Origin of the sequence: Phyllobacterium sp. SL163, from assembly GCF_049896885.1 — a bacterium.
Classification (GTDB): domain Bacteria; phylum Pseudomonadota; class Alphaproteobacteria; order Rhizobiales; family Rhizobiaceae; genus Phyllobacterium; species Phyllobacterium calauticae.
On record NZ_JAFCVE010000001.1, the window covers coordinates 243,277 to 263,328 of the forward strand.

Genomic DNA, 20,052 nt, shown 5'->3' on the forward strand with positions numbered 1-20,052 from the left:
TCTATGCGGTGGGGCCACCGGAGCGCGGGGGCATCACCAGCCCGGCGCTTCGCCCGGAAACAAGCCAGTAGACAAAGCCCCCGACAACGCCGGTGGCGAGGATGGCCGCGAATGTGTCGATGTCTTCGGTCTGTGGCCGCCACTTCCAGACGATGATGACAACGGCGGTCGCTGCGCCGCCAAGGGCGTAGAACAACAGGTCCCGCCACGCGGTCAGTTCAGCAAACAAGATGAGGATGCAGGCGGGAATGAAGACGCTGTAGCCAATCATCGTGGCAAAGATCGGAACCGTGGAATACAGGAATGGGCCTTCGCTTCCGATGGCTTCCGTGCTGCCGAGCCAGAGAAGGTTGAGAAACAACGATGCGGCGAAGGTCGCGCAAACGAAACCGAAAACGATCAGGGCAAAGCGGAAGATATAGAAGGCGATCTGGCTCAATCTTCACCGTGCCCGGCGATCATGGCAGCCTCAAATGCCAAACGCTCTGTCTTCTTCATTCGTTCCGATTCCGACTTCAGCTGACCGCATGCCGCCAGAATATCGCGGCCTCGTGGGGTGCGGATGGGTGAAGCATAACCGGCATTGTTGACGTAATCAGCGAATTTCTCGATCTGCTCCCATTCCGAGCACTGGTAATTGACGCCAGGCCAGGGGTTGAAGGGAATGAGATTGATCTTGGCGGGAATGCCTTTCAGCATGCGCACCAGTTCCTTGGCATCAGCCAGCGAGTCGTTCACACCCCTAAGCATCACATATTCGAAAGTAATGCGCTTGGAGTTGGACAGGCTTGGATAGGCCCGGCAGGCATCCAACAGTTCCTTGAGCGGATACTTCTTGTTGATCGGCACCAGCATATCGCGCAGGTCATCGTTCACCGCATGCAGGGAAATGGCAAGCATGACGCCGATTTCCTCACCGGTGCGGTAAATCTCCGGCACGACGCCCGATGTCGACAGCGTGATGCGCCGCTTCGACAGAGACAGGCCGTCACCGTCGGAGGCAATCAGCAGTGCCTTCTTGACGTTCTCGAAATTGTAGAGCGGTTCGCCCATGCCCATCATGACGATATTGGAGACCTTGCGGCCTTCGGCGGGAACAATGGCACCGTCCGGTGTGTTCCGGTCCGGAAAATCGCCGAGCCGGTCACGGGCAATCAGCAACTGCGAGAGAATTTCTTCCGCCGTCAGGTTGCGTACCAGTTTCTGTGTGCCCGTATGGCAGAAGGAGCATGTGAGCGTGCAGCCGACCTGGCTGGAAATGCACAGCGTGCCGCGGCCTTCCTCGGGAATGTAAACGGTTTCGATCTCGACCGGCCGGCCCGCTCCGCGCGGCGGAAAGCGAAAAAGCCATTTGCGCGTGCCGTCAGTGGAGATTTGTTCCTCGACGATTTCCGGCCGGGCAATGGTGAAATGCCGATCGAGGAGCTCGCGCATATCGCGGGAAATGTTGAGCATATCGGCAAAATCCGACACACCGCGGACATAGAGCCAGTGCCAGAGCTGGGCGACGCGCATCTTGACCTGACGCTCGGCCACGCCGATTTCGGCCAAAGCCTCGCCCATCTCGGCACGGGACAGGCCGATCAGTGTCGGCTTGCCATTCATGGCGGCAAGCATGGCATCACGGGATTTCTCCCGGGCGAAGGATTGTGTCTCAGGCAAAACGGACATTGGGTTTTCTAACGTTCTCTAGTGAAGCGCGGCTCATATCATGTTCTGGCCGTTCCGTCACCTCCACAAGCAAAAAGGCCGGACACATGCTGTCCGGCCTCTGCAAAAGGAGAAGATTGAGGCGGTTTACTTGCAGGTGGCGATGGCTTTGAGCGCCGCCGATACGCCCTTGAGCGAATAGGTGTAGCTGGTCTTTGTCCCGCGCTTGGAAACCGCGGCGATGGACATGGTATGGCCGGTACGCAGCGCCGCCACAAGCTGGGGTTCTTCCGCTGCGTTTTCCATCCAGCCATGGCTGCCATTGGTGAACATGGAGAAGCTGCGTGAATCGATGGTTACCGTCACCTTAGAATTGACCTGAAGGTCGTATCCGGCCTTGAATTGCGGTTCGAAGCTGACGTTCTGGCCGGGCTTCTGGCTGACCATGAAGAAATTGTCGCCGTGATCAATCTTTGCAGGCTGCTTGTCGACCGGTACGGACAGGACATAGCAAACCTTGCCCTTGCCCTGCTGGTAGCTATAGGCGCCCCATGCGTTGAACTGGCTGATCTGACTTGGGGTCTGGGCAAGAGCCGTCCCTGTCAGCCCAAGCATGAGCACAGAGGTCGCTGCGATTGATTTTCCAAACATGTTACCTACCAGTTTTTATCGTTCATTTCATAACTGACGAACCGGCAAGAGCCGCCAGGCCCCACTGTCCAGTTCGCTTTCTCTTAATTTGACTTAATCTGGGTTACCAAACGGTGAAGACGGGGTCAAAAAAGCGATTTTGTCAGCGAGAAGATCACGTTGTCCGTGCAAAATCCCACGGTTGCACTCCAGCGGAATAAAAGCGGCGACACTTTGACAATTCATCCCATCACGCGGATGTGATGCAAAAACGGCTGGTAACGGTTCCGGATTCTCCAGACTTACCGCCCGATATCCTAGTTGTCCTTGTCCAGATCCTCGATTGCTTTCTTTGCCGCCTCACGATGCGCTGGTGTCACATGGTTGCGAATGGCATTCAGTGCAGCCATCAGCACCGCTGCGTCGTCGGTAAAGCCAAGGCCAACAATAAAATCGGGAATAATGTCGAACGGCATGACAAAGTAGGCAAGCGCAGCAAGAAGCGTACCGCGAACCCATGTCGGAGTTGCGGGATCCAAGGCACAGTAATACCCGGCAATCACCTCGTCGAGAAAGGGGATGGACTTGGCGGCCTTGCGTGCAGTTTTCCAGAACCGGGCGCGCACGGTTTCCTCGCGGGCACGCTGTTCATACGTGCTGCCCGGCTGCAGAATTTCACCAATCTTGACGTTATCCATTCCTCTTCCTTCAGGTCTGTTCAGGAGACAACATGGGAAGACACGCCTGTTGCTGCAAGAGTTTCGCCGATATTATCGTCAAAGGGCGGCGAAACGGTCCATCGCCCGGGCCATTGTAATATCAAGTTCGGTGATGCCATCGGCGTCGTGGGTGGCAAGAGTGACGTCAACGCGATTGTAGACGTTGAACCATTCGGGATGATGGTCCATCTTTTCGGCGATAAGAGCCACACGGGCCATAAAGCCGAATGCCGCGTTGAAATCCTTGAATTTGAATGATTTGCTGATTGCCTCGCGGTCACCGGTCCTGGACCAGCCGGTCAGTTCCTGCAATGCCTTGTCGAGTTCGCTGAGATTTAACCGGTTGCGCGCCATGCTGTGTTTCCTCATATACGGTCATTGCTTTGCTTCCAACTATAGTGCAACGGCCCATGAAAACCCATCCACTTCGCTCTGTCCTTTTTGTTTGTCTGGGCAATATCTGCCGGTCGCCGCTGGCGGAAGGTGTGTTTCGGTCCGTACTTGTAGAAGAAGGAAAAGACCGGGGCATCCATATCGATTCCGCCGGAACCAATGGCTATCACACGGGCGAGGCGCCCGATGAGCGTTCCATCCTGGCGGCCAGGCAACACGGGATCGATATCTCAGACCAGCGTTGCCGGCAGCTAAAGGCTGAGGATTTCGTGAGTTTTGATCTGATCCTTGGCATGGACCGCGCCAACGTCGCAGCCATCCAAGCCCGGCGACCCGCCAATGCGACCGCCGAGACCGGGCTCTTCAGTGAAATCGCACTTGGCGAAGCCAGTCAGATACCCGATCCCTACTACGGCACCCAGGCTGATTTCGAACGGGTTTATCGGATGGTTCTCAAGGCCTCCAGAGGCCTCTCGAAGCGTTTCTGATAGGTGCGTGCCGATTCCAGCGGCCATGCTTCCTCGACGATATAGGGGCCGCCGCCGACGGAATCGCGTGATGACATCAGGACAAAGCGCCCGATGGTGAAGGGCATGGTGGAAAAGTTGCCGCGCGAGGCGAGATAGTGCGCCACTTCTTCGTTGCGGGCATTGCGCAAGCGCGCCAGCGTGACATGCGGCGTGAATTTCCGCGGATCGGCCGGCAGCATCAACCGCTGGCAAATGCGCTCGATTTCCGCATGCAACGCCTGAATATCGGGGGAGGGCGAAACGGCGGCAAATACGCTGTGGGGTTTCTTGGACCCGAATGCGTTGACGCCCGAAAGCTGCAGGGTGAATTCCGGCCGCCTTATCCGATCAAGCGCGTTGGCGACCTCGTCGGCCACGTGGCCTTCGACATCACCGATGAAGCGCAGCGTGATGTGATAGTTTTCAACATCGATCCATCGGGCGCCTGGTAAACCACCGCGCAGGAGCGACAGTGAGAGAGCGGCGTCCCTCGGGATCTCGAGGGCAGTAAAGAGACGCGGCATAAGGCATCCTCCCCGAATCGAGTTGTAACCTCAGGGAATCATTGAATGAGTCCAAGAGCAAGGCACAATTTCACATTCTTTTGCGCCGCGACAAATAAGACACGCAAGATGTGGTGTGAAGATGACAACAATGTGGATAGCTTGCCCTTGAGGTTAAGGGCATCGGGATGATCAAATAGGCCCTGGGCCTGTCTTGCCCAAGGGCTCTACAGAGAAAGCCTCACTGCTCGGTGTCGGATGTATCCGAGGTAACCGTTGGCTGTTTGATGGTCTTCTGCATGATGGGAAGGAACCCCTTCACCATGACCGCAACGCCTTGGGTGGTCGGGTGCATTCCATCCGCCTGCAGCAGCGAGGCCTGTGTCGCAATACCCTCCATGAAGAACGGATAAAGCGGAACATCGTATTTCTTGGCGAGATCAGGGAAGATCGCGTTGAATTTCTCTTCGTAGTCGCCGCCCATGTTCGGCGGAGCAAGCATCCCGGCGAGTATCACCTGAATTTTGCGCTTCTGCAGCTTCTCGATCATCTCGGCCAGGTTTTTTTCGCTGATCTCCGGCGAGATGCCGCGCAAGGCGTCATTGGCACCCAGCTCTAGGATGACGAGATCGGTGCCATCCGGGACGGACCAATCAAGGCGTGCAAGGCCACCGGTCGTGGTATCTCCGGCGACACCGGCATTGGCGATCGAAATCTCGACGCCCTTGTCTTTCAAGGACTTTTCCAGCTGCGCGGTGAAGGAATCCTGCACGGGAAGTTCGAAGCCGGACATCAGGCTGTCGCCGAATCCGACAACGGAGAGAGCGTGGCCGGACACGGGATTTTGATTGGCCAAGGTCAGAGAGGGCAGGGCAACAAGGCCGAGCGACACAACGATCTTTATCAATGGTTTGAATATCATGTTCGGGTACCCATATCTGACCGGATGCGACTTAAGTCAGTGTCGACCATAGCGTAAAGGATCTGCATTCGTGACTAAATCTGTCATCACACTCGATCACATTGAGTTGACTCTTGGGACGGGTGCTTCCTCGGTGCATGTGCTCAAGGGCATATCCCTTGCCATCGTCGGCGGGCAATCGGTGGGCATCGTCGGGCCTTCGGGCTCAGGAAAGTCGACCTTGCTGATGGTGCTGGCCGGACTTGAGCGGATCGATTCCGGCTCCGTCGAGATTGCCGGGCAAAAGCTGGAGACGATGAGCGAGGATGCAACGGCAGCCTTTCGCGGCAAGAACATCGGGATCGTTTTTCAGTCCTTCCACCTCATTCCCAACATGACTGCGCTGGAAAATGTTGCTGTTCCGCTGGAGTTGGCGGGGCATCCCGACGCTTTTGAGATCGCTCGGCGTGAGCTGGCCGCAGTCGGCCTGGCGGACCGGGTCACCCACTATCCCGGCGAACTGTCCGGCGGTGAACAGCAGCGCGTGGCCATCGCCCGTGCCCTTGCGCCTTCACCGAAAATCCTGATCGCCGATGAGCCAACCGGTAATCTTGATACGACGACCGGCCGGCAGATCGCCGATCTACTCTTCCAGAAGCAGAAGGATCTCGGTCTCACCCTGGTGCTGGTGACCCATGATCCGGCGCTTTCGGCCCGCTGCGATCGCGAGATCAAAGTCCGTTCAGGACTGATCGAGGCGGATGAAGACGCCCCGCAACTGAAGAAAACCGCATGAGTGTCAACGGTTCCGCTGCATCGCCGTCGCTCGAGCTGGCCCTGCGTTTCGCATTGCGCGAAATGCGCAATGGTCTATCGGGATTCTATATTTTTCTTGCCTGCATTGCGCTGGGCGTAGCTGCGATTGGCGGCGTCAATTCGGTGGCCAATTCGGTCACGTCGGGCATTTCCACGCAGGGGCAGGGCATACTTGGCGGAGATATCCGCTTTCAGCTCAATCAGCGCGAGGTCAATGCGGAAGAACGTGCCTTTGTCGAAAGTAAAGGCCGTGTCGCGGTCGCTGCCAACATGCGTTCCATGGCCCGTCTGGCCGATGGTTCCGATCAGTCTCTGGTGGAGGTGAAAGCCGTCGACAATGCCTACCCGCTTTACGGATCGCTGGATACCGCGCCGAAGCTGGATAAAGGTGCTCTCTTTGCCGAAAAGGATGGTGCATTCGGCGCTGCCGTTGCCCAGATTTTTCTCGACCGGCTCAATCTGAAGCTCGGTGACCGGGTCTTGCTTGGCTCAGCCACATTCGAATTGCGGGCGGTAATCGACAACGAGCCGGATGTATTGTCGGACGGTTTTGGGTTTGCACCGCGTTTTCTTGTCTCGCTTGAGGGGTTGCGCGCCGCGGGCCTGGTTCAACCGGGCAGTCTGGTCGAACACAGCTACAAGATTGCCCTGCCGGCAGGTGCCAGCGAGGCAGACATTGCAAGCATTCGCAATGAAGCGCAGGAAAAATTCCCACAGGCCGGCTGGACCATCCGCAGCCGCTCCAATGCCGCTCCGTCGCTGAGTGCCAATGTCGAGCGGTTCTCGCAGTTTCTGACATTGGTCGGGTTGACGGCACTGATCGTTGGCGGTGTCGGCGTGGCCAATGCGGTCCGGGCTTATCTCGACGCAAAACGCGGTGTCATTGCCACGTTCAAGTCGCTGGGTGCGCCGGGCTGGTTTGTTATCGCCGTTTATCTCATTCAGATCGTGCTGATTGCCCTGCTCGGTATCGCTGCCGGCTTGATCCTGGCTGCAATTATTCCCTATGTCGCAGGCTATGCCCTGCAGAGCGTGCTGCCCATTGCGGCCAAGGGCGGCTTTTATCCGGGTGCACTGGCCTGGGCCGCGCTGTTCGGCCTGTTGACCACATTGGCGTTTGCCATCCTGCCCCTGGGCCGGGCACGCGATATTCCGGCGACGGCCTTGTTCCGCGAACAGGGTTTCGATCAGCGTGGCTGGCCAAAACCTGTCTATATCGCGGTGGCGGCTGTTCTTGTCGCCACGCTTTGCGTCCTGGCGGTGGTGTTCGCCTATGATCGGCGTATTGCCGTCACATTCATCGGTGCGGTCGCTTTTTCGTTCCTTGTGCTACGCGCTGTCTCCAGTCTCGTGCAGTGGCTGGCGCGCCGTGCGCCGCGGGTTCGCTCCACGGCGCTTCGCCTTGCCATCGGCAATATTCATCGGCCCGGCGCGTTGACGCCGTCGGTCGTCCTGTCGCTCGGATTGGGGCTGACACTGCTGGTGACGCTGGCGCTGATCGATGGCAGCTTGCGCCAGCAGCTCGCCGGCAACCTGCCGGAACGGGCACCGAACTTTTTCTTTGTCGATATCCAGAGCACGCAGGTCGACCAGTTCACCAGCCTTCTGCAGAAGGCTGCGCCGCAGGGCAAGATTGTCAGCGCGCCAATGCTGCGCGGCCGCATCGTTGCGTTCAACGGCACGGATGTCGGCAAGCTGACCATACCGCCGGAAGGGGCATGGGTGTTGCGTGGGGATCGCGGTATTACCTACGCCAAGAAAATACCGGAAAACTCGGTGCTGACGGCGGGTACCTGGTGGCCGGAGGGTTACACCGGCGAGCCGCTTGTGTCCTTCTCGGCCGAGGAGGCGCGTAACCTTGGCCTCAAGCTTGGCGATACGGTCACTGTCAATGCGCTCGGCCGCAATATCACGGCGCGCATTGCCAATTTCCGGCAAGTGGAGTGGGAATCGCTTGCGATCAATTTCGTCATGGTGTTCTCGCCCAATGCTTTTGCCGGTGCCCCGCATGCCTGGCTTGCCACGCTCACCGATCCCTCTGCGACAACACAGGAAGAGGCCACGGTCATGCGTGATGTGACCCGGGCTTTTCCTGCCGTCACGTCCGTGCGGGTGAAGGATGCCATTAGCATTGCCAATGAACTGGTCGGACAGCTGGCGGTTGCGATCCGCGCCGCGGCGTCGGTGGCTCTGATCGCCTCCATCCTTGTGCTCGGCGGCGCGCTTGCGGCCGGCAACCGCGCCCGCGTGCATGACGCGGTGGTCCTGAAAACTCTTGGCGCCACGCGGCGCACTCTGATCAAGGCGTTCAGCTACGAATATGTCATCCTGGGGCTGGCGACAGCGACTTTCGCGCTCCTGGCGGGCGGATTGGCGGCCTGGTATGTGGTTGTGCGGGTGATGAAACTGCCCGCATCATTCCAGCCGGAAGTGGCGGTTTCCACGCTGGTCCTGGCGCTGGTTCTCACCGTCGGATTTGGCCTTGCGGGAACCTGGAGAATCCTTGGTCAAAAGGCGGCTCCGATCCTGCGAAACCTCTGAAATCGTTAAAAAAGCGTAATATGCGAGCGTTTTGCCCGCATTTGCCCGCCAAACACGCGATCTTGAGTAAAACAGGTCTTGTTATCGCCCTGCTGAATCCCCATAATTCATCGCAAGGCATGCTGGGGTCCCGCCAGCGGCGCCTGGGAATAACCCCCGACACCCGACGGGACGAAGCAATGAGGAAAACCATGGCTGACTATCGCAACATCCAGGCCCGTACATCGGCCGGAGTGCGTGTGGACGCGGGGATCGATCAAGGTCTACGCAGCTACATGCTGAAGGTCTACAATCTGATGGGGATCGGTCTCGCAGTGACCGGTCTTGCCGCGCTTGCAATTGTTTATCTCGCAACCACCAATGATGCATCGCTCGCGGTCGCTCAATTGCCGAATGGCAAGATGCTGACCAGCCTTGGCGTGGCGCTTTACGGCTCGCCCCTGCGTTGGGTTGTTATGCTCGCACCGCTCGCCGCAGTGTTCTTTTTGAGCTTCCGCATTGAGAAAATGAGCGTTTCGGCGGCCCAGACAACCTTCTGGGTTTATGCAGCGCTCGTCGGTGTTTCTCTGTCGTCGATCTTCCTTGTCTATACGTCGGGAAGCATCGTGCAGACATTCTTCATCACCGCCGCATCCTTTGGTGCGCTGTCACTCTACGGCTACGCGACGAAGCGCGATCTCTCCGGAATGGGTTCGTTCCTGTTCATGGGTCTGATCGGCATTCTCCTTGCCGGTTTGGTCAACATCTTCCTGCAGTCCAGTGCTTTGCAGTTTGCAATCTCTGCGATCGGCGTTCTGGTCTTTGCAGGTCTGACGGCCTATGACACCCAGAGCATCAAGGAAATGTACTATGAAGGCGACAGCTCGGACACCTATGGCCGCAAGGCGATCATGGGTGCGTTGCGCCTCTATCTCGACTTCATCAACATGTTCATGTTCCTGTTGCAGTTCCTCGGCAACCGCAACTGATCCTGGACGTTATGAACGAGTGAAAAAGGGCAGCGGAAACGCTGCCCTTTTTCTTGGCGGCATTGCATTCATCCGGTATTTTTGCGATCGATTGCGGTCATGACCAGCATTCATATCCGCCCGGCACAGCCCGCTGACCTGCCCGCTATCACTGCAATCTATCGCGATGCGGTTCTGCATGGTACGGCCACCTACGAGATCGAGCCGCCCGCGCTGGCGGAGATGACCAAGCGGTTCCATATGATCACCAGTGATGGTTTCCCCTACAGCGTGGCAGAGATGGACGGCATCGTGAGCGGCTACGCCTATGCCAGTTATTTCCGTACCCGCCCGGCCTATTGGTGGAGTGTCGAGGATTCGATCTACATTGCGCCGCAAGCCAAGGGCAAAGGCATGGGCAAAGCCCTGCTTCGACGCTTGATCATCGATTGCGCAGCGCTTGGATTTCGCCAGTTCATCGCTGTTATTGGCGATGGTCACGCTGCGTCAGCGTCGGTGCGCCTGCATGCCAGTTGCGGTTTCAGGCATTGCGGCACCATTGAAGGATCGGGTTTCAAGCATGGCCGCTGGCTGGATACGGTTCTCATGCAGCTTGACATGAATGGCGGGACCACGACCCTCCCGGGGCCGGCACCTTTAAGAGGCTGAGCAGCTTTAGCTCCGCACAACCTGCAGCGATTTGTCGAAGATCCTGAGTACCCTGTCGAGTTCCGTGCCGCGCTTGAGAATAAGACCGCTCGCGGCAATTACGCTATAGGCGCCTTGCTTGCGGGCCAGCCGCGGATTTTTCTCGATCCGGAACATCGGCACTTCACTGGTTCGGCGAAACACAGAAAACACAGCCCGGTCGTTCAGGTGGTCAATAGCATAATCGCGCCATTCGCCTGCTGAAACCATGAAGCCGTATATTCTGAGGATTTGATCAAGTTCCCGCCGATTGAATGTAACGGGGAGATCACGTGCGCCGGAGAGTGAAATGAGTTTCGCCTGCTGTTGCGATTCGTCGCCACCTGCATTGCTGTCCATCAATCAATCCGCCCTTAGATTTGCCGTATGACAACTGGATGACAGAAGGGTGACCTGTTCGGCCCGCATTTACAAGCCTGTAAGTGTCAGGGCACGCGCAATTGAACGCAAAAATGTCGCTGCTGCTGTGCCTTTCACAAAGGAATACGCCCTGTTTCCATTGGTGATGTCTGGCCACAGTTTCGCCATGTTGCACTCGCATTGCCGCCGGATTTCAGACCCACCTTCAGCCCGTTGTCTGAGACGGTTCGGTCTTGAGCGGCCCGATACCCCAAAGCCCCCCGCCCAAACGGGCTGTTCTGGCCGAACCATTCAGTCTCTCAATGGCAACAAGCCCCAAGACTTCAGGCTGGTTTTACCAGCCTTTTTTCTTGTCTGCAGAAATGCTCTTTAAAATCAGGGCTTTGTCATGATCGAGGCGCCAATGATGGGCCCCGGTTTGCCTTCACCAAGCATTTCCTGCAACAGGACGGCGCAGCCGGAAGCCTTCTTGCTGGCAATCTCGGTCAGCGGAATTTCGATCTTCTGCGATTTGCCATCCCACATGCCAACCGTTTCCATTGCGCGAACGCTGTTGGCGTAGCTGACATTGCGCCCGCCGTTCTCGCCATCGGGTATGGAAACAATGGTTTCCTTGTTGAAATAGGCAAGAAGAACGCGCACAGGATTTTTTGCGGCGGCCCCCTCACCAATATTGATGACCAGGCGATCCGGAGAGGTTTTTTCGATCGATACGGGAATTGTCAGGCCAGAATCACCATTGCGCATCTCATCGATTCGGCGCCGGATTTTAGCGCCGTCCTGACCATTTACATGCTCGCGGCCATTGAGGATTGCCTGCGGTGTGTAAACACCTGTCAGTCCAAGTGCCTTGCGATAGGCATTCTGCCGGGCGGTATTTTCCGGCAGGGCGAGATTGTCCACCCACCCGCGATAATCCCAATAGTCAACATGGAAGGCGAGTGCGACGACTTTCCCTTCCGCGACCAGCTGCTTGAGGACGGCGTCGGCAGGTGGGCATGAGCCGCAGCCCTGCGAGGTATAAAGCTCAACCACGCCATCCGGTTTCGTGCCGATGCTCCCGGCATAAACCGGCCACGTGAACCCCGCCGCTGCAAGGAGCGGGCAGGCGATCAGAATGGCTTTGAGCAGGGTGCGCAGGGTCAAGGGTACGAGCTTTCTTCCCGAATTTTTCTTTGATCTTGTATGAGAGCGATTGCCAGACAATTGATAGGGATGCGTTTTATCAAGAGGAAGTCACTTTGAGGTGAATTCGATCACGTTTACAGGCAAAACCATATAATTATTGGCGAAATCGCGAAAAAAAGACCGCCGGGCAACCGGCGGTCTCCGATTTCAGAGCTTTTCGCTGCTTTAAGCGGCGAGATCGCGCAGCACGTACTGCAGGATGCCGCCGTTCTTGAGGTACTCCAGCTCATCGATTGTATCGATACGGCAGATCAGCGGTACCTGCTTGACCGTGCCATCGGCGAACGTCACCGTGGCATGGGTCTTCTGGCGCGGCTGGATCGTGGCAAGACCTTCGATGGAAACTGTCTCATCGCCCTTCAGGCCAAGCGACTGCCAGCTCGTACCCTCTTCCAGCACGAAGGGGACGATGCCCATTCCGACGAGATTCGAACGATGGATGCGCTCGAAGGACTGGGAAATCACAGCGCGAACGCCGAGAAGGTTCGTGCCCTTGGCCGCCCAGTCACGTGATGAACCATTGCCGTATTCGATACCGGCAAAGATGACCAGCGGGACATTCTCGCTGCGGTACTGCATGGCGGCATCATAGATCGGCATTTCCTCTTTCGAGGGGTAATGGATCGTGTAACCGCCTTCGCGGCCATTTTCGCCAAGCATGTGGTTGCGGATGCGGATGTTGGCGAAGGTGCCACGCATCATCACTTCATGATTGCCGCGACGCGTGCCGTACTGGTTGAAGTCCAGGGGTGCCACACCATGATCGGTCAGGTACTTGCCGGCAGGCGAGGCTGCCTTGATCGAGCCGGCCGGAGAAATATGGTCGGTGGTGATCTTGTCGCCGAAGAGACCGAGGATACGCGCACCCTTGATATCGTTCACGGTGCCGGGTGTCTTGCCCATGCCGACAAAGTAAGGCGGGTTCTGCACATAGGTCGAGTTGTCGTCCCATGCGTAGGTCTGGCCAGCCGGTACCTTGACGTCCTGCCAGTTCTGGTCGCCCTTGAACACATCCGCATATTTGGACGCGAACAGCTTGCGGGTGACGTTCTTGGTGATGAACTCCTGAATCTCGTGCGAAGACGGCCAGATATCCTTGAGGAACACCGGGTTGCCGTCCTGATCTTCACCAAGCGGCTCGGTTGTCAGGTCCTTGGTGACCGAACCGGCCAGGGCATAGGCAACAACCAGCGGCGGAGAAGCCAGGTAGTTCGCCTGGACGTCCGGTGAAACGCGGCCTTCGAAGTTGCGGTTGCCGGAAAGCACGGCTGCAGCGATCAGACCCTTGTCATTGATGGTCTTGGAGATCGGTGCAGGCAGCGGGCCGGAATTGCCGATGCAGGTGGTACAGCCGAAACCGACCAGATTGAAACCGAGCTTGTCGAGTTCAACCTGCAGACCGGCATTCTCGAGATAGGCGGCAACAACCTGCGAGCCCGGCGCCAGCGATGTCTTCACCCAGGGCTTGGACTTCAAACCCTTGGCAGCTGCATTGCGGGCGAGAAGGCCGGCTGCAATCAGCACGCTCGGGTTCGAGGTGTTGGTGCAGGAGGTGATCGCCGCAATGGCAACATCGCCATGCCCGAGATCATAGTCTTCGCCTTCAACCGGATAACGGGCATCAAGCTGCGTGGTCTTCTTGTATTCCTTCTGCAGCGATTCGTGGAAACCGGAGGCGATGCCCTCGAGGGCGATACGGCCTTCCGGACGCTTCGGGCCTGCCATGGACGGAACGACGGTGCCGAGATCGAGTTCCAGCGTGTCGGTGAAAACAGGATCGGCCGAGCCGGGTTCGCGCCACATGCCCTGCGCCTTCGAATAGGCTTCGACCAGTGCCAGACGCTCTTCGTCGCGGCCGGACATATGCATGTAGTTGATGGTTTCGCGATCAATCGGGAAGAAGCCGCAGGTGGCGCCATATTCCGGACCCATATTGCCGATGGTTGCTCGATCAGCCAGCGTCATGCTCTCGAGGCCAGGGCCGAAGAACTCGACGAACTTGCCGACGACGCCCTTCTTGCGCAGCATCTGAACCACCGTAAGCACGAGATCGGTCGCCGTTACGCCTTCCTTGACCTTGCCGGTCAGGCGGAAGCCGATGACCTCAGGCAAAAGCATGGAAACCGGCTGGCCCAACATGGACGCTTCCGCTTCGATGCCGCCAACGCCCCAGCCCAAAACGCCAAGGCCGTTGACCATGGTCGTGTGCGAATCAGTGCCAACGCAGGTATCGGGATAGGCGACGGTGACGCCGTCTTCTTCCTTGGTCCAGACTGCCTGGGCCAGATATTCAAGGTTGACCTGATGGCAGATGCCCGTGCCCGGAGGAACGACGCGGAAATTCTTGAACGCCTGCTGGCCCCACTTCAGGAAGCGGTAACGTTCGCCATTGCGCTCATATTCGAGATCGACATTGCGCTTGAAAGCCTGCGGATTGCCGAACTCGTCAACGATCACCGAGTGATCGATAACCAGATCAACCGGGACGAGCGGATTGATCTTTTCCGGGTCGCCGCCAAGGTTGACCATGGCATCGCGCATTGCTGCAAGGTCCACGACGGCAGGAACGCCAGTAAAGTCCTGCATGAGAACACGGGCTGGGCGATAGGCAATTTCAGCGCCGGCACTGCCGCGATCGACAAGCCATTTGGCGACGTTTTCGATGTCCTTCTTGAAAACCGAGCGATTGTCTTCAAAGCGAAGCAGGTTTTCGAGGAGGACTTTCATGGAGAAGGGGAGCTTGGAAATGCCTTCCAGGCCATTTTTCTCAGCTTCGGTCAAGCTGTAATAGACATATTCCTTATCCCCTACGGATAGGGTTTTACGGCATTTGAAACTGTCGATTTGAGACATGTTGCGTCGTCCTTATGCTACTGGCCTCACCCGGGACGAACGCCTTTGCCGCGTTTCAAGGACGCGCTAAGGTGCGGGTGCAGTCATTTCCGCTGTCCGTCCCGCTACAGGTCCGAAAAGGCACCCGTATTGAAGATCGGCCAAAAATGGTTTCCATGCCGACCGCTGGCATGGTTGACTGCTATATAGAGATTTTCATCGATCTGTGCCAGACCGACATTCGTCAAAATTTGAGACTGCGTCGAAATGCACATGGGTCATTCCGGGCGGCACGTCGGGGTTAACAAGAGCGGGAACTTCATGCGGTTAGTCGCCGAAAATCTGGCAGGGGAGCGGGGCGGGGAGATTTTGTTTTCCAGGCTGAACTTTGCCGTCGCGGGTGGAGAGGCGCTGATGATTACGGGGCCGAACGGGGCCGGGAAATCAACGCTCCTGCGAATCATCGCCGGACTTCTGGACAAAGCCGAAGGCCGTATTCGGCTTGACGATGCGCCAGCCGGTTTCGACGGGCTTGTTTCGGCCAGCCATTATCTCGGTCACCTCAATGCCATGAAACCCGTCCTGAGCGTCGAAGAGAATCTGCGCTTCTGGCAGTCGTTCAACGGCATCGGGAACCATACGATTGGTGAAGCGCTGGACCGCGTGCAGCTCGGGGATATCGGCCATCTGCCATTCGGCTATCTCTCCACTGGGCAAAAACGGCGTGCCAGTATCGCGCGGCTCCTGATCAGTCATCGCCCGGTCTGGCTTCTGGATGAACCGACGGCGGGCCTTGACAAAGGATCGGAGGATCAGTTTGCCGGCGTCATGCGTGCACATCTTTCCAGTGGGGGCATTGTCGTCGCCGCAACCCATCTGCCGTTGGGATTGGACGGGGCTCAGGAACTTGTGATGGGAAGGGGCGGTTTCTGATGCTTTCGCTGTTTCTCCGCGACACCCGATTGGGTCTGCGTGCCGGTGGAGGCGTGCTGATCGGGATACTGTTCTTCCTCGCCGTTATCGCGGTCGTGCCGTTCGGTGTCGGGCCGGATTTGAAGCTCCTTGCGCGAATCGGACCCGCGATGCTGTGGATCGGCGCCCTTCTGGCGACGCTGCTCGGTCTCGACCGGCTGTTTCAGGCTGACCGCGACGACGGGTCTCTCGATCTGCTGATCATGGCTTCGGACCGGCACATATTGGCATTGACCGTACTGGTGAAATGTCTGGCGCATTGGAGCACATGTGTGCTGCCGCTGGTCATAGCTTCCCCTTTGCTTGGCCTGTTTATGAACATGGAGCCCGCAGCCATCGGCGCCACAACGCTGACCCTGCTCGTCGGCACGCCGGCCATCACGCTGATCGGCGCTGTCGGCGCTGCGGTTGCCGTCGCACTGCCGCGCGGCGGCCTGCTCGTGTCGGTGATCATCCTGCCTTTGACCATTCCCGTGCTGATCTTCGGTGTGTCGGCAGCCTACGGGGCAGTGCAAGACCCCGCGCCTTTTGTCGCGCCCTTTCTTATTCTCGTTGCAATTACACTGTTCTTTGCGGTCATTGGACCGCTGGCAGCCGCCGCAGCGTTGAAATCGTCGGCTGATTGACATGCGCTGCGCGACGCACGATCCTTTCGGGCTTGGGAGGATCATGTGATGGTGAATTGCGAAACTGAGCCCGGGAAGCTAAGAAATCGCCATGACTGAAGCTGTTTCAAAAGCCGGACGCTGGATCGATCTGGCCAACCCAACCCGGTTCATCAACTTTGCCGGGATCGTGCTGCCATGGCTTGTCGGGATCACATTGCTGGTTCTGGCTGCCGGATTGTGGATGTCATTTCAGGCGCCCGACGATTACCAGCAGGGCTCGACCGTCAAGATCATGTTCATCCACGTGCCTTTCGCATGGCTGTCGATGATGTGCTACACGGTCATGAGCATTTCAGCCATCGGAACGTTGGTCTGGCGTCACCCGCTGGCTGATGTCTCCGCCAAGGCAGCCGCACCCATTGGCGCTGCTTTCACGGCTCTCGCGCTCATTACCGGCTCGTTGTGGGGCAAACCCATGTGGGGCACCTGGTGGGTGTGGGACGCACGGCTGACTTCGGTTTTCGTGCTGTTCCTGATGTATCTCGGCATCATTGCACTGACCCGGGCAATGGACGATCCGGCAAAATCCTCCAAGGCGACGGCTATCCTGACGCTGGTCGGCTTTATCAACATTCCGATCATCAAGTTCTCCGTCGACTGGTGGAACACATTGCATCAGCCCGCATCGGTTATCCGCATGGGAGGACCGACCATTCATCCTTCATTGCTCTGGCCGCTTCTGGTGATGGCCGTTGGCTTCACGCTCCTGTTCTTCACCCTGCACATCATGGCCATGCGCAATGAGATCTGGCGCAGGCGGGTTGTCGCCATGCGCCGTATCGCGGCACGCAGTGCGGAACGGAGGGGAGTGCAATCATGACCCATACGGCTTTTGTCCTCGCATCCTACGGCGTGTCCATAGCGGTCCTCGTGGCGCTCGTCGGGTGGATACTGATCGATCAGCGCACGCAGCGCCTCGCGCTGCAGGAGCTGGAAACCCGCGGCGTACGCCGCCGCTCCGAGGCGCGAACGGATAACGCATCGTGAGCGGACCGGATATCAAAGGACAGGCCCCACACCGGCGCTTCTCGCTGTTTGCGTTTCTGCCCCTGCTGCTCTTTGTGGTTCTGGCCGGTATCTTTGCCTTTCAACTGGCGCTCGGGCGGGACGAAAGCGTCATCCCCTCGGCATTGATCGGTAAACCGGCCCCGAACCTGACCCTTCCGCCTCTGGCGGGATTGACCCGAGGCGGCCAGCCGGTTCCGGGTATGGAACCCTCCGCCTTCAAGGGCCAGCTGACACTGGTCAACGTCTTCGGCTCGTGGTGTGTACCGTGCCGTGCGGAGCATCCGCTGCTGATGCAACTCGCCAAGGATAAGCGGTTTCGTATCGCCGGTCTCAACTACAAGGACAAGGACGAAAACGCGCTGAAATTCCTGGGTGAACTTGGCAATCCGTTCGACATGATCGGTGTTGATGCGAGCGGCCGGGCAGGGATCGAATGGGGCGTCTATGGCGTGCCGGAAACTTTCCTTGTCGGTCGCGACGGCACCATTCTCTACAAGCACGTCGGACCTTTCAGCGAGGCATCGATCCGCGATGATCTGATGCCTGCTGTCGAAAAGGCGCTGAAGCCTTAGAGTGACTATTTTTCCTTGCCTTGCGTACCTTTGCCGGCCAAGGGTTCAAGCGAGTGTTTCATCACCAGCGGCATTTGCGCAAAGGTGAAAAGCAAGGTGATGGGCATGGTGCCCCAGACCTTGAAAGCAACCCAGAAATCCGTCGAGAAGCTGCGCCAGACCACCTCGTTCAACACGGCCAGGAACAGGAAGAATATGCCCCAGCGCAGGGTGAGTTTGCGCCAGCCCTCGGCATTGAGCTTGAAAGCGCTGTCGAAAACATAGCCGAGAAGCGATTTGCCGAAGTAGAGGCCGCCCAGCAGGATCACGCCGAACAGGGCATTGATGATGGTCGGCTTTATCTTGATGAAATTTTCGTCGTGCAGCCAAAGTGTCAGCGAACCAAACACCAGAACCACGATGCCTGAAACCAGCGGCATGATCGGCAGGCTGCGGATCAATATCCACGACACGGCCAGTGCCAGTACGGTTGCGACCATGAACAGCGCGGTGGCGATGAAAATCGGCCCGCCGATGTTGGCCAACACCGGAAAGCGCTCGATCAGCCATTCGCCGCGGGAATTGGCGAAGAAGAAGACCATCAACGGTCCAAGTTCCAGCACCAGCTTCAGAAGCGGCGTAACTTCCTTGCGCTTGGGATCGGATGGATCCCGTTCAAATACGGATTGTTCCATCATGCAACTCCCGCGATGGCTTTGGCAAAATCTTTGGCGGCAAAGGGCTCGAGATCATCGATCTGCTCGCCCACGCCGATGAAATAGACCGGCAATTTGTGCCTGGCTGAAATGGCAACGAGGATGCCGCCGCGTGCCGTGCCGTCGAGCTTGGTCATGACGAGACCGTTGACGCCGGCGACATTCTTGAAAATCTCGACCTGATTGAGGGCATTCTGGCCGGTGGTCGCATCGAGTGTCTGCAGCACGGTATGCGGTGCATCGGGATCGTTCTTGCCGAGGACGCGGACAATCTTGGCAAGCTCGTCCATCAGTTCGGTCCGGTTCTGCAAGCGTCCGGCCGTATCGATGATCAGGACGTCGCTTCCGGCTTCCTTTGCCTGTTTCCAGGCATCATAGGCAAGCCCGGCCGCATCGGCACCGAGCTTCGACGAAACCACCGGTGCGCCGGTGCGCTTGCCCCAGATATGCAATTGCTCGATCGCCGCAGCGCGGAACGTATCGCCGGCCGCCAGCATGACGCTGAGACCACCTGCAGTGAGTTTTGCTGCGAGTTTGCCGATGGTCGTGGTCTTGCCGGTGCCGTTGACGCCGACAACCAGAATGACATGCGGCTTGTGCGAAAGGTCGAGCTCCAGCGGCTTGGCAACCGGCCCGAGCACCTTTTCGATCTCAGTCGCCATGATGGTGCGGACTTCCTCCGAACTGATATCCTTGCCGTAACGTGTGGCGCTCAGGGAACCGGTAATGCGGATGGCGGTTTCCATGCCGAGATCGGCTTGAATCAGCACATCTTCGAGATCCTGCAGCGTGTCTTCGTCGAGCTTGCTGCGGGTAAAGATGCCGCCGATGGAATCGCCCAGCTGCTGGGATGAGCGGGCCAGGCCCTTGCGCAGCCGCTCGAACCAGGTAAGGCGTTTCTCCGGCTCGGCGGTAACCTGCTCTTCGGCCTTCTTTTCCTCGACGGTCCTGGTGACTGTTACCTTTGACGAGGCCGGCTTGGGCGCCACAACCGGCTCCGCCGGTGCAGGCATGTCGATGATGGGTTCCGGCACATGCACGGGCGGGGTAAGCGCTTCCGACAGTGTCTGCTCAAATGGTTCTTCCGCTGCATTGAACGGAATGGGCAGCTCTTCCTCGAATAGTGGGACAACCGGTTCGGGCTCGGCCAACGCTGTTTCCGATACAACTGGCGCCAAGACCGGTTCGGGCTCCGGCTCGATCGCAACCGGCGCTGGTTCTTCAGCGGGCACCGGCTCAACCAGCTCGGCCTCGACAGGTTCCGCCTCGGCGGGAACGGGCAGGGCTTCCTGTGCCGTCGTGTCCTCATAAACCTGTTCGGTAGTTGGTTGAACGGGCGCCTCGAGCGCGGGAACAGGTGCTTCGGCCGGAACCTCGTCGACTTCCTTCTTGCCGAATGAAAATATCTTTTTGATAAAACCCAGAGCCATGAATGCTGCT

General features: G+C 58.0%; 22 protein-coding genes. 10 read left to right on the forward strand and 12 right to left on the reverse strand.

The annotated features are described in order from the left end of the window. Position 1: 1 nt before the first annotated feature. The 5 genes from ACP7B1_RS01185 to ACP7B1_RS01205 form a co-directional block, all read right to left on the reverse strand. On the reverse strand, positions 2-439 hold the full coding sequence (locus tag ACP7B1_RS01185) for a hypothetical protein (RefSeq protein ID WP_223613918.1): 438 nt from the start codon (positions 437-439) through the stop codon (positions 2-4). Beyond that, positions 436-1,617 carry a 23S rRNA (adenine(2503)-C(2))-methyltransferase RlmN gene (gene rlmN, locus ACP7B1_RS01190; protein ID WP_223614135.1) on the reverse strand — a complete coding sequence of 394 codons (1,182 nt, stop codon included), beginning with the start codon at positions 1,615-1,617 and terminating at the stop codon, positions 436-438. Before rlmN ends, ACP7B1_RS01185 begins: the two co-directional genes overlap by 4 nt. Before the next feature lie 180 nt (positions 1,618-1,797). Beyond that, positions 1,798-2,301 carry an invasion associated locus B family protein gene (locus ACP7B1_RS01195; protein WP_223613917.1) on the reverse strand — a complete coding sequence of 168 codons (504 nt, stop codon included), beginning with the start codon at positions 2,299-2,301 and terminating at the stop codon, positions 1,798-1,800. 296 nt (positions 2,302-2,597) lie between these two features. Continuing rightward, positions 2,598-2,978 carry a YkvA family protein gene (locus tag ACP7B1_RS01200; protein ID WP_346306686.1) on the reverse strand — a complete coding sequence of 127 codons (381 nt, stop codon included), beginning with the start codon at positions 2,976-2,978 and terminating at the stop codon, positions 2,598-2,600. Positions 2,979-3,056: 78 nt separating this feature from the next. After that, on the reverse strand, positions 3,057-3,353 hold the full coding sequence (locus tag ACP7B1_RS01205; RefSeq protein ID WP_346306685.1) for a 4a-hydroxytetrahydrobiopterin dehydratase: 297 nt from the start codon (positions 3,351-3,353) through the stop codon (positions 3,057-3,059). A 56-nt stretch (positions 3,354-3,409) separates the two neighbouring features. On the opposite strand from ACP7B1_RS01205, the gene ACP7B1_RS01210 reads away from it, so the two are divergent. Then, a complete protein-coding gene (locus ACP7B1_RS01210) occupies positions 3,410-3,880 on the forward strand; it encodes a low molecular weight protein-tyrosine-phosphatase (protein ID WP_346306684.1) in 471 nt (156 codons plus the stop codon). Here ACP7B1_RS01210 and thpR read toward each other — a convergent pair. After that, positions 3,832-4,425 carry an RNA 2',3'-cyclic phosphodiesterase gene (gene thpR, locus ACP7B1_RS01215; RefSeq protein ID WP_105734179.1) on the reverse strand — a complete coding sequence of 198 codons (594 nt, stop codon included), beginning with the start codon at positions 4,423-4,425 and terminating at the stop codon, positions 3,832-3,834. The two genes, ACP7B1_RS01210 and thpR, sit on opposite strands and share 49 nt — an antisense overlap. Positions 4,426-4,645: 220 nt before the next feature. Continuing rightward, complete coding sequence (locus ACP7B1_RS01220) at positions 4,646-5,326, reverse strand: arylesterase (RefSeq protein WP_288191924.1); 681 nt, start codon at positions 5,324-5,326, stop codon at positions 4,646-4,648. Positions 5,327-5,396: 70 nt separating this feature from the next. On the opposite strand from ACP7B1_RS01220, the gene ACP7B1_RS01225 reads away from it, so the two are divergent. The 4 genes from ACP7B1_RS01225 (at position 5,397) to ACP7B1_RS01240 (ending at position 10,278) form a co-directional block, all read left to right on the forward strand. Continuing rightward, a complete protein-coding gene (locus ACP7B1_RS01225; protein WP_223613912.1) occupies positions 5,397-6,101 on the forward strand; it encodes an ABC transporter ATP-binding protein in 705 nt (234 codons plus the stop codon). Further along, positions 6,098-8,662 (forward strand): ABC transporter permease, encoded by a 2,565-nt coding sequence (locus ACP7B1_RS01230; protein ID WP_426136294.1) that lies wholly within the window; start codon positions 6,098-6,100, stop codon positions 8,660-8,662. The genes ACP7B1_RS01225 and ACP7B1_RS01230 overlap by 4 nt, the downstream gene beginning before the upstream one ends. A gap of 191 nt (positions 8,663-8,853) precedes the next feature. Beyond that, the gene (locus ACP7B1_RS01235; protein ID WP_346307060.1) at positions 8,854-9,630 is read left to right on the forward strand and encodes a Bax inhibitor-1/YccA family protein; all 777 of its coding nucleotides are present in this window, start codon (positions 8,854-8,856) and stop codon (positions 9,628-9,630) included. A gap of 99 nt (positions 9,631-9,729) precedes the next feature. Then, entirely contained in the window at positions 9,730-10,278 is a 549-nt protein-coding gene (locus ACP7B1_RS01240; RefSeq protein WP_346307061.1) for an N-acetyltransferase family protein, read from the forward strand. Between the two features lie 6 nt (positions 10,279-10,284). Here ACP7B1_RS01240 and ACP7B1_RS01245 read toward each other — a convergent pair whose 3' ends face one another. The 3 genes from ACP7B1_RS01245 to acnA form a co-directional block, all read right to left on the reverse strand. After that, a complete protein-coding gene (locus tag ACP7B1_RS01245; protein ID WP_346307062.1) occupies positions 10,285-10,656 on the reverse strand; it encodes a DUF2794 domain-containing protein in 372 nt (123 codons plus the stop codon). A 396-nt stretch (positions 10,657-11,052) separates the two neighbouring features. Beyond that, on the reverse strand, positions 11,053-11,823 hold the full coding sequence (locus tag ACP7B1_RS01250) for a DUF1223 domain-containing protein (protein ID WP_346307063.1): 771 nt from the start codon (positions 11,821-11,823) through the stop codon (positions 11,053-11,055). A gap of 207 nt (positions 11,824-12,030) precedes the next feature. Then, on the reverse strand, positions 12,031-14,718 hold the full coding sequence (gene acnA / locus ACP7B1_RS01255; RefSeq protein ID WP_346307064.1) for an aconitate hydratase AcnA: 2,688 nt from the start codon (positions 14,716-14,718) through the stop codon (positions 12,031-12,033). A gap of 300 nt (positions 14,719-15,018) precedes the next feature. Here acnA and ccmA point away from each other — a divergent pair, with 300 nt between their 5' ends. From ccmA to ACP7B1_RS01280, 5 genes are all read left to right on the forward strand, one after another. Next, positions 15,019-15,630 carry a heme ABC exporter ATP-binding protein CcmA gene (gene ccmA, locus ACP7B1_RS01260; RefSeq protein ID WP_346307065.1) on the forward strand — a complete coding sequence of 204 codons (612 nt, stop codon included), beginning with the start codon at positions 15,019-15,021 and terminating at the stop codon, positions 15,628-15,630. Continuing rightward, the gene (ccmB, locus tag ACP7B1_RS01265; protein WP_346307066.1) at positions 15,630-16,295 is read left to right on the forward strand and encodes a heme exporter protein CcmB; all 666 of its coding nucleotides are present in this window, start codon (positions 15,630-15,632) and stop codon (positions 16,293-16,295) included. The genes ccmA and ccmB overlap by 1 nt, the downstream gene beginning before the upstream one ends. A gap of 91 nt (positions 16,296-16,386) precedes the next feature. Beyond that, positions 16,387-17,157, forward strand: a complete 771-nt coding sequence (locus tag ACP7B1_RS01270) for a heme ABC transporter permease (RefSeq protein WP_346307067.1) — start codon at positions 16,387-16,389, stop codon at positions 17,155-17,157. Then, a complete protein-coding gene (gene ccmD / locus ACP7B1_RS01275; RefSeq protein WP_130271284.1) occupies positions 17,154-17,324 on the forward strand; it encodes a heme exporter protein CcmD in 171 nt (56 codons plus the stop codon). The genes ACP7B1_RS01270 and ccmD overlap by 4 nt, the downstream gene beginning before the upstream one ends. Next, a complete protein-coding gene (locus tag ACP7B1_RS01280) occupies positions 17,321-17,917 on the forward strand; it encodes a DsbE family thiol:disulfide interchange protein (protein ID WP_346307068.1) in 597 nt (198 codons plus the stop codon). The genes ccmD and ACP7B1_RS01280 overlap by 4 nt, the downstream gene beginning before the upstream one ends. A gap of 5 nt (positions 17,918-17,922) precedes the next feature. Here ACP7B1_RS01280 and ACP7B1_RS01285 read toward each other — a convergent pair whose 3' ends face one another. Both ACP7B1_RS01285 and ftsY read right to left on the reverse strand, forming a co-directional pair. Beyond that, a complete protein-coding gene (locus ACP7B1_RS01285; protein ID WP_346307069.1) occupies positions 17,923-18,591 on the reverse strand; it encodes a septation protein A in 669 nt (222 codons plus the stop codon). Then, the gene (gene ftsY, locus ACP7B1_RS01290) at positions 18,591-20,042 is read right to left on the reverse strand and encodes a signal recognition particle-docking protein FtsY (protein ID WP_426136300.1); all 1,452 of its coding nucleotides are present in this window, start codon (positions 20,040-20,042) and stop codon (positions 18,591-18,593) included. The genes ACP7B1_RS01285 and ftsY overlap by 1 nt, the downstream gene beginning before the upstream one ends. Positions 20,043-20,052 lie beyond the last annotated feature (10 nt).

Bases quoted from the DNA above. Each gene is read 5' to 3' on its own strand.
- rlmN (WP_223614135.1), bottom strand. From the start codon at position 1,617: ATGCTTGCCGCCATGAATGGCAAGCCGACACTGATCGGCCTGTCCCGT.
- ACP7B1_RS01195 (WP_223613917.1), bottom strand. From the start codon at position 2,301: ATGTTTGGAAAATCAATCGCAGCGACCTCTGTGCTCATGCTTGGGCTG.
- ACP7B1_RS01200 (WP_346306686.1), bottom strand. From the start codon at position 2,978: ATGGATAACGTCAAGATTGGTGAAATTCTGCAGCCGGGCAGCACGTAT.
- ACP7B1_RS01205 (WP_346306685.1), bottom strand. From the start codon at position 3,353: ATGGCGCGCAACCGGTTAAATCTCAGCGAACTCGACAAGGCATTGCAG.
- ACP7B1_RS01210 (WP_346306684.1), top strand. From the start codon at position 3,410: ATGAAAACCCATCCACTTCGCTCTGTCCTTTTTGTTTGTCTGGGCAAT.
- thpR (WP_105734179.1), bottom strand. From the start codon at position 4,425: ATGCCGCGTCTCTTTACTGCCCTCGAGATCCCGAGGGACGCCGCTCTC.
- ACP7B1_RS01220 (WP_288191924.1), bottom strand. From the start codon at position 5,326: ATGATATTCAAACCATTGATAAAGATCGTTGTGTCGCTCGGCCTTGTT.
- ACP7B1_RS01230 (WP_426136294.1), top strand. From the start codon at position 6,098: ATGAGTGTCAACGGTTCCGCTGCATCGCCGTCGCTCGAGCTGGCCCTG.
- ACP7B1_RS01235 (WP_346307060.1), top strand. From the start codon at position 8,854: ATGGCTGACTATCGCAACATCCAGGCCCGTACATCGGCCGGAGTGCGT.
- ACP7B1_RS01240 (WP_346307061.1), top strand. From the start codon at position 9,730: ATGACCAGCATTCATATCCGCCCGGCACAGCCCGCTGACCTGCCCGCT.
- ACP7B1_RS01245 (WP_346307062.1), bottom strand. From the start codon at position 10,656: ATGGACAGCAATGCAGGTGGCGACGAATCGCAACAGCAGGCGAAACTC.
- acnA (WP_346307064.1), bottom strand. From the start codon at position 14,718: ATGTCTCAAATCGACAGTTTCAAATGCCGTAAAACCCTATCCGTAGGG.
- ccmA (WP_346307065.1), top strand. From the start codon at position 15,019: ATGCGGTTAGTCGCCGAAAATCTGGCAGGGGAGCGGGGCGGGGAGATT.
- ccmB (WP_346307066.1), top strand. From the start codon at position 15,630: ATGCTTTCGCTGTTTCTCCGCGACACCCGATTGGGTCTGCGTGCCGGT.
- ACP7B1_RS01270 (WP_346307067.1), top strand. From the start codon at position 16,387: ATGACTGAAGCTGTTTCAAAAGCCGGACGCTGGATCGATCTGGCCAAC.
- ccmD (WP_130271284.1), top strand. From the start codon at position 17,154: ATGACCCATACGGCTTTTGTCCTCGCATCCTACGGCGTGTCCATAGCG.
- ACP7B1_RS01285 (WP_346307069.1), bottom strand. From the start codon at position 18,591: ATGGAACAATCCGTATTTGAACGGGATCCATCCGATCCCAAGCGCAAG.
- ftsY (WP_426136300.1), bottom strand. From the start codon at position 20,042: ATGGCTCTGGGTTTTATCAAAAAGATATTTTCATTCGGCAAGAAGGAA.